The organism is Companilactobacillus paralimentarius DSM 13238 = JCM 10415 (assembly GCF_001434985.1).
Lineage (GTDB): Bacteria > Bacillota > Bacilli > Lactobacillales > Lactobacillaceae > Companilactobacillus > Companilactobacillus paralimentarius.
The window spans coordinates 1-13118 of the sequence record NZ_AZES01000103.1 but is presented as its reverse complement, the minus strand read 5'-3'; the positions used below and the strand labels follow the sequence as shown (position 1 = coordinate 13118).

Here is a 13118-nt window from a genome sequence, read left to right as displayed (position 1 = left end):
ACAAAAATAGAGTTGATGGCAAAATGCCTATCAACTCTATTTATCGTACAGCCTAAATATCAAACACAAAAAGCGTAATCACCCCAAAGTGATTACACTTTTTTTATGCTCCAATCAGTTTTTTTAAAGCTTGTAAATTTTGGTTAAACGCCTTTTTAGTAATTGGAGCAATCAAAGCTTTTGGCAAACTAAAATTATTCAACACATAAAGGGTCTCTGTTACTAATACATGGCCATCAGTTTGGAAAATTTGAAAAACTAATTGATATTCTAGTTTTCCACCCCTACTTACATAAACTACTTCATTATCAGTTTGTTCAACTGTTACAATTTCATCTTGATTTACAGCTGGTTCATTACGATGAATTGCGAATTCATCAGTGACAACTTCAGTAACTTCCGAAATGGCATAATTCCATTTAGTTAACGTAAAAGCATTTGCCAAAATATCCGTCACTGTTTTAAGATCAGAGTTGATTTCAATACTATTAGTAAATAATTTTTTCATAAGAGCATCCCCTATCTAATTTATAGAGTCATCTTACGAAATTTGGTCTCAAATCAAAAATCAGTATTCTGATATTTTAAAATTTTTCAAAAATATTTTCACCGTACAGTTCTGTAAACAAATCCTTACGTCTATTAGCTTCTAGACGTTCATCATCATTGTGAGCTACCAATGCCAAACGAGCCAACAGAAAATAACAATTGGCTAACATATAATGAGAATTATGCTTTGCGATAAAGCCAATTCCATCGGCTATATAGGCAGTCGAATCTTGATAATCATTCAGTTTGAAATAAATCAATGCAGCCAAGTAATAAAGAGCATTTTGATTTTCTTCATAAGAAAATTCATCCCAATTTCTAAAAGCCTTATTAATATATTCCTCTGCCAAATCTTTTTGATTCTCCAAACTATGAACATAACCAATAGCCATATATGCCAAACGTCCCAAAGTGTTTGGATGTTTAGAATTAACCTCTGCCAGTGATAAATCCAATGACCGTTTAGCTTCAGAAATAGCATTGGTCTGTAACTGAGCCACTCCTAAATAGTAGTAATAAGCTTGCATTTGTAAACTAGTCTTCAAATTATTCAAAACTTTATCCTGCATCAAAAAATCATACAATTCCTGATACTGATGATTGTTACAGAGATCATCCACCTTATCATTGAAATTGTACTTTGAACTAATAGGAAAATTGGTTGCCAAACTAACTTGGTCCAGACTTACTTCCAATTTAGTGGCTAACTTGATCAATAAATTAGCATTAGGAACATAAACGTTATTTTCAATAGCTGACAACATCGATTGAGCACAAATACCCTCTGCTAATTCTTTTTGCGTAAGTTTCCTATCTTTTCGCAGTTCTTTGATAACTGTCCCTAAATCTTTCATATATATCCCTGACTTTGCTTTACTTGTTATCTCTATTTTAAAATAAATTTTGTAAAATGTATTATCTTTCGTTACAAAAAAACGTCTAGAAATTATTCTAGACGTTTTTTTGGTGGTAGTTTAAAGCCTTCTCTTTTGATACTCGATAATCTGCTAATTTTGGTCTTTGGGGATTGTGATATTTATTTTTATCCTCAAGTATGCAGCAAACAGGTTCCGAATGACAGCTTCCTGTGCTTTGCTACAGAATCTAACCGTCATTCTCCACCCCCTCTCTAATTTAAAACGAGTTCCACAATGGCAACCTCTTCCGGCTTACTACAGTAATGAAATCATACGCACAGTTCGCGTATAATTCCATTACTTAGGTAAGTCCTCATAGGCTAACCGACCTTGTTCCACCCTCTAATTCAATACTTTATAATTCCAAGCTGGTTGTTCGTATCCGTGGAATTCATTCTTAATAACTTTGGCAATATCTTTTGATTGATATGCTTTAACGATCTTCTTGTATGTAGGATTATCTTTGTCTTTCTTATTAGCTGAAATAATATTTACATATGGTTTTGACTTAGCTGTGATTTTTTCTCTATAAACGGCTGTCTTAGGATCTAGTTTTGAATCGTTAGCAACTCCACTATTAACTACTGAAGCTGTAACATCATCCATTGATTTGGCCGTTTGGGCAGCATCTAATGGTGTGATTTTTAGGTTCAACTTGTTTTCTGTAATATCCTTTAAACCAGGAACTTTGGCGTTATCCAACTTAATCAAGCCAGCACTTTCTAGTAATGTCAATCCACGGGCTTCATTTGTGGCATCGTTGGCAACGGCAATTTTATCACCATTCTTGATTTGACTAACTTTCTTGATCTTCTTTGAATATAGAGCCATTGGTGCAATTACAGTTGAACCGATTGAAACGATATGTGTCTTATGTTTTTTGTTCCAATCATTTTGGAAGATAACTGTTTGGAAGGCATTCAAATCAATTTCACCTTGATCCAAAGCAGTATTTGGTTGACTGTAATCTGAAAATTCAACAATTTTAATGTTGATACCCTCTTTTTTGACTTTCTTAGCGACGGCTTTTAATACCTCATCATCAGAACCTGTAATACCTATTTTTACAGTCTTTTCTTTGGTTGAACTGGCTGAAGAATTACTTCCACAACCTGCTAACAAGAACAAACTGAATGTGGCAACAACTAGCAAAAAAATAGCTTTAATTTTATTATTTTTCATAATGAAACTCCTCCTCTTATTTAAAACCCCTATATACAAAAAGACGCTCCTAACTAGACATCATTTGTCTAAGATAGAAGCGCCTTTTGCGCGGTACCATTCTATTTTAAAAGCAAACTCACATCTGCTTTCCTTAATAACATGCATTGCATGCGTGTACGATAATGGGTACCGACCATCATCCCTTAAAAAATTCAGGGATACCAATCACGGATCATTTTCACTTATTATTTTGTCCCCATCTCAGCACCTGAGGCTTTCTGTACAAAACTTAATAAGTTACTTTTCCGATCAACTTGTTATCTAATGTTCAAGTTTACGAACAGCAAAATCGCCAAGTCCTTGAATAACGAATACTAAAACTAAAATAAATAACATAGATACAATAGTTACATCATTTTCAAATCTTTGATAACCAACAGAGATGGCCATATTACCAAGACCACCACCACCAACAGCACCGGCCATGGCAGTTAAACCAATTAAACTAATAATTGTTAGAGTTCCTGAACGGATCAATTCTGGTAGACCTTCACGCAAGTAAACTCTAAAAATAATTTTAATTGGTGAAAGACCGATTGCCTCGGCAGCTTCGATCACACCATGATCAACTTCAACTAATGCTAATTGGACTTGTCTAGCAAAGAATGGTGCTGTTCCGATAACTAATGGTACCAATGCACCAGTAGGTCCAATTGTTTGACCAACGATCAACTTTGTAAATGGTCCAATTACGGCCAATAGAATAATAAATGGTATTGATCTAAATAGGTTAACCAACTTATCTAAACAAGTGTAAAAAGTTTTATGTGGAGTAATTCCATCATCAGCTGTAACAACTAGCAGAATTCCTAAGATAATTCCGATAATTCCAGCAAATAATGCACTGACAAATGTCATATAAAGTGTTTGCCAAATGGCTACTACAAAACCATTGTCACCTTCCCAATTAGCTACGACGTTAGGAAGAAATTTATTTACTAAATCTGCCATGAATTATTCGCCCTCTTTCTTTAAAGATATTTCTTTAACATTAACTTTCAAACTATTTAAGTATTGAATAGCTTGTTCAACTTTGTCATCGTCACCCGTCAAAGCAAACAACATAATTCCGACTGTGGTACTCTGCAATCTTTCAATATTACTGAAAAGAATATTAGCTTCAACTTGGAAACGTTTATAAAGTTCAACAACGATTGGTTCATTAGTTGAATCACCGATATAATTCAATTCGATCAGGCGACCAGAAAGTTTATCAACAATTCCACTACTTCTGATTTCATCAAGAACTGAACCGATATGAGTAGATGTATTAACAAAGTCTTTTGTAAGTTGTTGCTTAGGATTACCGAAGATTGAAAGTAAACTACCTTCTTCAATCAATTCACCATTCTCCATAACCGCAACACGATTACATACTTGTTTGATAGCATCCATTTCATGTGTGATGATAACGATCGTGATACCTAATTCCTCATTCAAACGTCCTAGTAGATTCAAAATTTCAGTGGTAGTTTTTGGATCCAAAGCACTAGTGGCTTCATCTGAAATCAAAATTTCGGGATCATTTGCTAAAGCACGAGCAATCGCAACACGTTGTTTTTGACCACCTGATAATTGAGATGGATAGTTCTTAGCACGATCAGATAGACCAACTATATCCAACAATTTATCAATTTTTTGTTTACGTTCAGCCTTACTCAATCCTGAATCACGTAGTGGAAAATCAACATTTCCATAAACGGTTAATGAATTCATCAAATTAAAATGTTGAAAAATCATTCCAATATTGCGACGTGCTTTACGTAAATCCTTAGCACTCAATTGTGTTAAGTTTTGGTCATTAACTACAACTGTTCCAGAAGTTGGTTTTTGTAATAAATTGATTACACGAACCAAAGTACTTTTTCCGGCACCAGAGTATCCAATAACACCAAACACATCACCTTTATTAACATTAATCGAAACGTCTTTCACAGCTTCAATTGTCTTGCCTTCATTATGAAAAGTAACATCAATATCTTTTAGCTGAATTATCCCATTTTGTTCTGCCATATAATAATTACTCCCTTAATTTACCCAAGAATTGATCAAAGAAATCAATGAAATCTAGGTAATCTTTAATTCTAATATTTTCGTTAGGGGCATGATTGCCAGCCTTAGAATAACTTACACCAGTTGAAACAATTGAGGCATGAGTATATTCATTTAATAAGTACATTGGACCAGTACCAGGACTTGATGGTAAAGCCTCAACTTTATCAGCTCCACCAAAGAAATCTTCGGCGGTTCCAATTAACTTGTTAACGATTGGACTGTCCAGATCCCAACGATAACCCTTTTCACCCAATAGATACTTAACCTTAATATCTTTAAAACCTTGATCATTCAAATATTTAGTTAACTTATCAAAAAGATCATGTGGATCTTGATTAGGTACCAATCTGAATTCCAATTTAGCCTTAGCAGCTTTAGGAGTAACAGTTTTTACTCCTTCGCCTTCCCAACCACTGCTAATTCCTTCTATATTAATAGTAGGATTAAATGTCAAATTGTAATTAACTGACTTGTTCTTCAACAATGGTACTTGTAAGTCCCATTTAGATTTCAAATCAGGTGTAGTAGCTTTATTAACTAAATCAATTTCTCTTTGAGAAGGTTCAACAACATCATCGTAGAAACCAGGAATCTTAATATCACCTTCTGGAGTTCTCAAAGCATCTAATGCTTGAGCTAATCTCCATGTAGCTGAATCAACTACAGCAGCAAATGATGAATGAAGATCAATATTGGCAGAAGTTGCTTCTAGTTCAAAACATAAAACACCTTTATTACCACCAGTGAAATTAAATTGTTCTTTTTCATTCTTGTATCCTGACTCCCAAATTATCAAATCAGCAGATAACTTATCGGAATATTTCTTCAAATAATCTTCCAAGTGACGGCTAGCAACTTCCTCTTGTCCTTCAACTAAGAATTTAATATTACAAGGTAAGTCACCATGTTCTTGACGATAAATCTTCAAAGCAGTAATTCGACTGATCAAATCAGCTTTACAATCGGAAACTCCACGTCCAATGAACTTATCATCAGTGATCTTTAACTCAAAAGGATCTGAGTTCCAAAGTTCTACTGGTTCTTCCGGTTGAACATCGTAATGATTGTAAATAAGAATTGTGGTATTACTTGGCTTCTTAGGTTTAATTTCGGCAAAAACAACTGGATATTCATATTCATCCCAAACCGTTGCATCTGCTCCAAAGTCTTGTAGTAAATTCTTAAGGAATTCGGCTGTCTCAGTAATGGATTGATTCTTTGCTGAAACGGATGGTAGTGCAATATATTGTTTTAAATCTTCAATCGACTTCTGAATTAATGGATCTGATAATTTTGACATATGAAAACCTCCTCAAATTTTTAAAACATTTTACTTATTCCAAGCTGGTACAGCACTTTCGCCGTAAACCTTCTTGATTTCTTTAGCAACTGACTTTGTTTGGAATGCCTTAACGACTTTTTTGTAAGTCTTATTATCTTTGTTCTTCTTTTGAGTAACAATGATATTAATCCAAGGTTGTGATTTCTTGTTAACTTTTTCAGTTACAACAGCCTTTGATGGATCAAGCTTAGCATCACTAGCAACATTACCATTGACGATTGCGGCATCGACATCATCTAATGAACGAGCTGTTTGTGCAGCATCAAGTGTTGTAAACTTCAAGTTCAATTTGTTTTCCTTGATGTTCTTTGTTGATGGTAACTTAACACCACTATCAAGTTTCAAAAGTCCATTAGCTTCTAGCAATTGTAATGCACGAGCTTCATTAGAAGCATCATTAGGAATAGCAATTTTAGCGCCATTCTTTAATTGACTAAGCTTTGTGATCTTGTGTGAATATAGAGCCATTGGTTGAATAACTGTTTTACCAATTGATACTAGATCAGAATGATGTGCCTTGTTCCATGAATTTAAGAAGAATGTGTGTTGGTAAGCGTTGATATCAACTTCCCCTTGAACCAAAGCCGTATTAGGTTGATTGTAATCATTAAATTCAACGACCTTTAGGTTGATACCTTCACTCTTTACATTTTTCTTTACTACTTTCCAAATTGCAGCATCTGAAGGATTGATTCCGACTTTAACTGTTTGTTCCTTGTTTTGGTTACCACAACCAGCTAATACAAAAATAAATAATGCTGTAAAAGCTAATAGGATTACCTTACCCAAATTCTTAAATTTACTCATTTTTTTCCCACCTTACTTGTTTCTTAACTAACCAAAAATATCTATAAAAACAAAAAAGCCACTTCCAAACATGAACAGACTATGTTCATGTTTAGAAGCGGCTATTGCGCGGTACCATTCTAATTCGGAATAAATTTACACTTATCCCCTTAACAACGTACAAAATTTCTATACGCGTGTACTGTAAAGGGTACCAACCATTGCATCTTTATCCGAAAGGATTCAGCGCACCAATCACGGGTCATTTTCATTCAAATCGTCGCCCTCATCTCAGCAAATAGAGGTTTTCTGTACTAACGAGGTTGAATTACTTCCCCCGATCACTTTGTTTAATAAATGTCTTTTGTTAATTGATGATTTGATAATACAATCTAATTTTTAAATTGTCAATCAATAAAAATAAGTTTTTCTGGTCAATTTTCTAATTTTGTGTTTTTATGCCAAGTGTCATTTATAACATGATATTTAGTAAAATGCCCGTTTTATAACCTTTATCCAAGTCTATCGTGACAACTTTTATAACGAATAAATTATATTTTTTTAAAAATAAAAAAATTATAAATTTATTTTCTAACACTAATAAATATTAGAAAAAAATAAGTATTTATTAAAAAAGTCTCTCTAAATTAATAGAGAGACTTTTACAATTGTCTTTATATTTTTCCAATGATTAAGAAATTACTTCAACTGAAGCTGTAGTTACACCATATGAAGGAATTGACGAACTAGGCATAGCAACATCCAATTGTTGTGAATTTGAGTTAGCAAATGTTCCTGTATCATTTACAGTTCTGTATAATACAGTTCCGTCAGCCAATGTAATCTTTAATTGTGTACCCTTAGGGAATACTGAAAGATTGGCAGCAACACCACCGTAACCCATATTTGAACCTAAAACAGATGGATCATAGAAACTAATTTTGAATGTACCACTAGCTGTTGTTGATGTTGTACTTGTTGTTTGTGTAGAAGCAGCTTGTGTTGTTGCCTGTGAACTTGTATCTGTTGTACTTTGTGTAGTTGCTTGTTGGGCACTTGTATCTTGTGTTGATGTAGTATCAGCACTTCGTGTATCAGTAGATGCTTGTGTTGAAGTATCTGTTGATGTTTGTGTTGTAGGTAATACATTTTGTGATGCTTGTGTATCTGTATTATCAGTTGTAGTTGTTGCTGTTGATGTTGAACCAGGTAATGTAATAATATCTCCTGGGAAAATCAAGTCAAATCCGCCAACTTCACGGCCATTTGCTTGTTCAAGTGCGGAAATACTAATTCCGTTAGCTTCAGCAATGCTCTTATAAGAATCACCTTTTTCAACTTTAACTTGGTTATTTCCAGTTGAAACTGCGGCTTGAGCAGTATTTGTTGAAGTGAATACCCCTGCTAATGCTACTGTACTTAATAAAGCGATAGATAAAACTTTTTTCATGAATTAATTACATCCTTAATTTTAAATTTGTTTAGCTCTCATTTGCTATGGTGCTATACTAACAGCCCAGTGTTACATGACAGCAACCACAAAGTTACAATTTAAGGCCATAATGTAATTTTAGTAATACTTATGAAACATAATCATTAATTTTATTTTTTAGGTATCAGGTACTTTTACTATCTATTCCTATATATTCATGATATATTAGTATGTATGAAGAATAAAAAGAGAACGTCCGCAAAACTACTAATAATGTTAGTTGCTTTGGAACTTATCGCATTTAGTCTTAATATGTTCTTCGAACCGCATAGTATAGCGGCTGGTGGTGCTACAGGTATCGCCATCTTGCTACAGGCAGGGTGGAAAATCCCAACATTCATCTCGGTTCTTTCCATAAATATTGTGATGTTAGTACTGGCTTACATACATTTAGATCGACAAACCACCATTAAATTAGCAATTGGAAGTTTCATGCTTCCCCTCTTGCTATATATCACACCGGTTTACAATTTAATTCCTAATAATCGAGTAATCTCTATTATAGTAGGAAGTATCATTTTTGGAATTGGTTTAGCTATTCTTTATACTCTCAACATGTCTAGTGGTGGGACAACAGTTCCCCCAATGATTATTCATAAAAACTTCGGTGTAGATAAATATATCAGTCTATTCATTATTGATGGATTAGTTTGTTTAGGAAACTTTGCCTTAAATGATTTAATTTCTTTCCTACTAGCTGTCATGTCAGTCGGTATCTCCAGTCTCGCAATTAAAGGCTTCGGTATTTTCCATCAACGACACATTACACAATAAAAGACGCCCATATCAAAGCATTCAGTGTTTTGACATAGGCATCTTTTTTTATTTGAAAATCACCTCATATATATGGGGAACACTCAGAGGACAGTGGTGCATGTGGCTCTTTGGTAGAATCATCCCCATGTATATGGGGAGCACCCGGTTCGGGCAAGACAGTGACGATGGCTGCCAGAATCATCCCCATGTATATGGGGAGCACTTCTTTGATAAACTTGATTACGTCTTCTTTGACAGAATCATCCCCATGTATATGGGGAGCACGATTTTAGGGAGGTGATAGCATACAAAACTATAGAATCATCCCCATGTATATGGGGAGCACTACTGTATGTCAATTCACTATTTAACCCAGTCTGAATCATCCCCATGTATATGGGGAGCACACTAAGAAAAGACTGATATATCAACACTTTAAAATTAGAAATCCACTTATTTTTATTAACTTGAAAAAGTAAGTTCATCAATCTCTTAAAGCATAACTTTCTCTTCTATTGTAAGCAACTCTATTTCAAGTTTTCAATAACTAACAAAAACTTTCTAAATTCATGTACACAAAAAAGAAGATTCAGAAATCAAAGCAATTTCTGAATCTTCTTTTATTTGTAATTTTTCCCAGACTCTCAATACTAGTAATAGCACTTACCTATACGCTTTTATAATATTTTCAAGTCCACTTATTAATTATTAGGAATTCCATCAATAGCGCTCCACGTTATTTTTCCAGAATAGACACCTGATTTAAGGCCGTCTCTATTTGCATTCATCAACCATTTTCCTGGTCCTATAAATTCAGTAAGAGAATTATTTCCTAATTTACTAAATCCTGCACTATTCAACATAGCTCCACTATCATTTATCGGAATCCACCTACCAGTATCCATTTGCTTAATGAATAATAATCCCTTACTATCGGCTTCTTGAAGTTTGGTATCATCATTTTTTATTGCCGAATCTCCTGAAGGATCATATGAAACAGATACTTGATAGTATGGATCATTTGTATAGTTCATGAAATTGAGTTCACCAACTGTTTTTATATTGCTAATGTTACTCAAATCAAAAGACGAATGTGTACCAAAATCAATATCACTAGGTGTCTCTTCAAATCCTAGCCAGTCTTGTGGCTCTATCAATGATGCATTTGCATATATCATTGTAGTGCCACCATCCTCCAAAACATGCGGCATATACTGTATTTCCGAAGGCGTATTTTGAGTTATCTTGGCCTTAAAACTTATAGTTACATTTTGATCGGAATCAATTTTTTCAATATCAGGTATACTCTCAATATTTTTATAATTATTACTTGATCCATCAGAGGAATATGTAACATTCACACTGTTATCTATCAAACTTAGGCTAGATGGTATTTTTCCTGCAAAAGAACCTCCCTTGAAACTTCTGCTTCCATCTTTGACGCTGAAAATTATTTTGTAATCCACAACATCGCCATACTTAGCAATGAGTGAATCTGAAAATTTATCGTCTGAATCATCATCTTTTTTTTTTTGATTGGTAAAATTAGTTTTCAAAATATTAGGTTCAACACTAATTTTTTTACTATCTGTCTTTGTAATATTTTCCCCATAACTACCATTAGCAAAGCCATTAATATCCTTACCACTTGCCGAAGCCTTATTTGTTAAGGGACTAAGTCCTGAACTAGGATCACCAGCAATAGGATCAATAGTTGCATTGTAATTTAAAGACAAGTTATCTCCTTCTGATAAGTCAGTATCCGTACTAACGGTTAATGTAATACTTCCATCAGAATTTTCATCATACTGCACATTAGTAGGACTTTGTGTGGTGTCATTATTTAATTGTAACTTTAGAGACCCTTTATCAAGATCTAATCCTTTAGGAATAACATCTTTAAAAATGATAGGCCCCCACTTACTATATTTTACATTACCCTTATTCTGAGCAGTTAGGACAAAATTCAATACATCATTTATTCTATTTTTACCATCGCCTCTAGAACTCTCCGTAATGTTTTTAAAATCCTTATCAAAAGATGGACTACTGGGAAAACTATCCGATTCTACATTAAGTGAAGTAGAGGAGGTATTAGTTGAAGCAGTTGGCTTAACATCACCAGGTTTAGAGAAGGCATTCATATCTGTACCAGTAACACTTGTATCTGTTTTTGAAACTGTTCTACCTCTAGCAGTATTATCGATTACAGTATCATAAGTCAACGTTTCTGCTCCTGTACTAATATACGAGTTATCGTTTGAACGAACTGTCAATAATCCACTAGAAGTGTCGTAATCATAGTTAGATTTTGGAACCGAATATGCTGCTTCACTTCCAAATTTAAGTTTCAATGAACTAAGATCAACATTTAAACCTTCAGGGATATTGATTTTAAATACTAAACCTCCCCATTTAGCATCTGAATTTCCATTTTGTGCTATCCAGGAAAATGAAACCTTATTATCCACATGGTATGGTCCTCCAGTCATTGATCCACTAAGTTCTGGTTCGACTTTATAACTATTGATAGCCATTTTAGAAATAGCCGATGATGTCACTGATCCATCATCATTTTTAGTGGTATAATTGTTTCCTTTTAAACCATATGTAGCATAGGCTTCACCGTTCATTTTAATGTAGTAAGGATCATTACTGCTTGTATCCAAATAGTTATTCAAAAAGCCTTCATTTGCCAACTGATCTTTAGTTATACTTCCAGTAAATGTAAATGTATATTGTTTATTAACTAAAGCCGATAAGCTTTTTGCAGTAGCGGTATAATTGCCGTTATTGTCCTTTTCTATATTAAAGTCACCAGTAACATCTGTGCCAGCTGAATTTTTAATCTTCAAACTAACATCATTAGAATTTAAATCACTTGGTATTTTGAAATGTAACGCATAATTATCTAAATAAGTATCACTTGGTTGTGATGGAAACGCCTGAATTACGTTCCAACTAATCTTATTTCCCTTATCGGAATTATCATTGGTAATTCCAATTACATCAGGCGAAGCGAGCAATATTGGAGATGCTGATGTCGTTTGAACATTGTAAAAAGCAATTCCAGCGAACATATAGAAAGTAACATTCATATTACCACTTGGAGACGTATACAATTCTGAGAAATTATTATATTTATATTCATACCCCCCAGGCGCATTAGCCGTAATAAAAAGACTCCCCTTATTATATGAATTTATATTATAAAGATCTGAATATCCAGTACCGGGTTGACTACCAGATGCCGTTCTCGCAGAATTAGGTACTCTTCCTCCTCGAAAAACATCAGGATCCATGTAAACAGCTTTACGATAGGATAACTTTCCATGGTTCATAGTTCCGTTAATTCCCTTTATAGGATCCTTTGTACCAGATTTAACATACATAATATTATTATTAATGTAAGTCGATGATGATGCATTTATATTCGTGTACATAAAGTTAGTATCGTCACCAACAGGTGCCAATGTTAGATGTTGAGTAGCATTTGATACATTAACGTTTCCGTTTAATCTCTTATTCTCCGCAAATAAAGTATAAAGGATATCCACACTCTGTCCTTTATAATACCCGACGTTAGATATACGGTATGTCACTGGTCCCCCGGATCCTCTGACGGCAGGGGCTCTTGAACCTTTCAATAAGGATTCCTTTCCGTCCGGATTAACAATGTAATATTCTGTATTTGAAGTCAGAATAGGAGCAAAAGCGTATTTACTATCGATAGGCTCATTGACAGAATATATATTTAGATTCTTCAATGTAGGAGAATTATTGTTATCTAATAGTTGACCCCAAGAACCATTACCATTAGAACCTGAAGAATGACCAGGATTTCTATCAGGTACAACGACCGTATCAGGATTAGGTAACAAAGAGGCGGCCGAAATCTCTTGATAATTTGAAAAAGAAAGAATTAAAAATATAAGAATAAGAGGTAGATTGTAAGATTAAATAGAATTCTACCCAGACGAAAAATTTGGATAGAAAA

General features: G+C 34.1%; 10 protein-coding genes, 1 CRISPR repeat array and 1 other annotated feature. Of the genes, 1 reads left to right on the top strand and 9 read right to left on the bottom strand.

Annotated features, from left to right (window positions below; translation table 11 throughout):
- Window positions 1–103: 103 nt before the first annotated feature.
- From FD33_RS08895 to FD33_RS08860, 8 genes are all read right to left on the bottom strand, one after another.
- Entirely contained in the window at window positions 104–508 is a 405-nt protein-coding gene (locus FD33_RS08895; RefSeq protein WP_025086127.1) for a hypothetical protein, read from the bottom strand.
- A 76-nt stretch (window positions 509–584) separates the two neighbouring features.
- Window positions 585–1403 carry a helix-turn-helix domain-containing protein gene (locus tag FD33_RS08890; RefSeq protein WP_025086128.1) on the bottom strand — a complete coding sequence of 273 codons (819 nt, stop codon included), beginning with the start codon at window positions 1401–1403 and terminating at the stop codon, window positions 585–587.
- A gap of 405 nt (window positions 1404–1808) precedes the next feature.
- A complete protein-coding gene (locus FD33_RS08885; protein ID WP_025086129.1) occupies window positions 1809–2633 on the bottom strand; it encodes a MetQ/NlpA family ABC transporter substrate-binding protein in 825 nt (274 codons plus the stop codon).
- 87 nt (window positions 2634–2720) lie between these two features.
- Window positions 2721–2952: a binding site (T-box leader), on the bottom strand.
- Window positions 2952–3641, bottom strand: a complete 690-nt coding sequence (locus FD33_RS08880) for a methionine ABC transporter permease (RefSeq protein WP_025086130.1) — start codon at window positions 3639–3641, stop codon at window positions 2952–2954. It overlaps the preceding feature by 1 nt.
- A 3-nt stretch (window positions 3642–3644) precedes the next feature.
- The gene (locus tag FD33_RS08875; protein WP_034544406.1) at window positions 3645–4703 is read right to left on the bottom strand and encodes a methionine ABC transporter ATP-binding protein; all 1059 of its coding nucleotides are present in this window, start codon (window positions 4701–4703) and stop codon (window positions 3645–3647) included.
- A 7-nt stretch (window positions 4704–4710) separates the two neighbouring features.
- Window positions 4711–6045 (bottom strand): M20/M25/M40 family metallo-hydrolase, encoded by a 1335-nt coding sequence (locus FD33_RS08870; protein ID WP_025086132.1) that lies wholly within the window; start codon window positions 6043–6045, stop codon window positions 4711–4713.
- 30 nt (window positions 6046–6075) lie between these two features.
- Window positions 6076–6894 carry a MetQ/NlpA family ABC transporter substrate-binding protein gene (locus FD33_RS08865; protein ID WP_025086133.1) on the bottom strand — a complete coding sequence of 273 codons (819 nt, stop codon included), beginning with the start codon at window positions 6892–6894 and terminating at the stop codon, window positions 6076–6078.
- Between the two features lie 670 nt (window positions 6895–7564).
- Window positions 7565–8323 carry a LysM peptidoglycan-binding domain-containing protein gene (locus tag FD33_RS08860; RefSeq protein ID WP_025086407.1) on the bottom strand — a complete coding sequence of 253 codons (759 nt, stop codon included), beginning with the start codon at window positions 8321–8323 and terminating at the stop codon, window positions 7565–7567.
- 216 nt (window positions 8324–8539) lie between these two features.
- On the opposite strand from FD33_RS08860, the gene FD33_RS08855 reads away from it, so the two are divergent.
- A complete protein-coding gene (locus tag FD33_RS08855; protein WP_051564363.1) occupies window positions 8540–9139 on the top strand; it encodes a YitT family protein in 600 nt (199 codons plus the stop codon).
- Window positions 9140–9254: 115 nt separating this feature from the next.
- Window positions 9255–9528: direct repeats of the CRISPR family, unit length 29 nt; unit sequence AGAATCATCCCCATGTATATGGGGAGCAC.
- 294 nt (window positions 9529–9822) lie between these two features.
- Here the strand turns inward: FD33_RS08855 and FD33_RS08850 are convergent.
- Window positions 9823–13002, bottom strand: a complete 3180-nt coding sequence (locus FD33_RS08850; RefSeq protein ID WP_056955918.1) for an isopeptide-forming domain-containing fimbrial protein — start codon at window positions 13000–13002, stop codon at window positions 9823–9825.
- Window positions 13003–13118 lie beyond the last annotated feature (116 nt).

What these genes read in the sequence shown, in the direction of transcription:
- FD33_RS08875 (WP_034544406.1), bottom strand. Translation starts at nt 4,703, where the DNA reads ATGGCAGAACAAAATGGGATAATTCAGCTAAAAGATATTGATGTTACT.
- FD33_RS08890 (WP_025086128.1), bottom strand. Translation starts at nt 1,403, where the DNA reads ATGAAAGATTTAGGGACAGTTATCAAAGAACTGCGAAAAGATAGGAAA.
- FD33_RS08860 (WP_025086407.1), bottom strand. Translation starts at nt 8,323, where the DNA reads ATGAAAAAAGTTTTATCTATCGCTTTATTAAGTACAGTAGCATTAGCA.
- FD33_RS08870 (WP_025086132.1), bottom strand. Translation starts at nt 6,045, where the DNA reads ATGTCAAAATTATCAGATCCATTAATTCAGAAGTCGATTGAAGATTTA.
- FD33_RS08895 (WP_025086127.1), bottom strand. Translation starts at nt 508, where the DNA reads ATGAAAAAATTATTTACTAATAGTATTGAAATCAACTCTGATCTTAAA.
- FD33_RS08865 (WP_025086133.1), bottom strand. Translation starts at nt 6,894, where the DNA reads ATGAGTAAATTTAAGAATTTGGGTAAGGTAATCCTATTAGCTTTTACA.
- FD33_RS08855 (WP_051564363.1), top strand. Translation starts at nt 8,540, where the DNA reads ATGAAGAATAAAAAGAGAACGTCCGCAAAACTACTAATAATGTTAGTT.
- FD33_RS08880 (WP_025086130.1), bottom strand. Translation starts at nt 3,641, where the DNA reads ATGGCAGATTTAGTAAATAAATTTCTTCCTAACGTCGTAGCTAATTGG.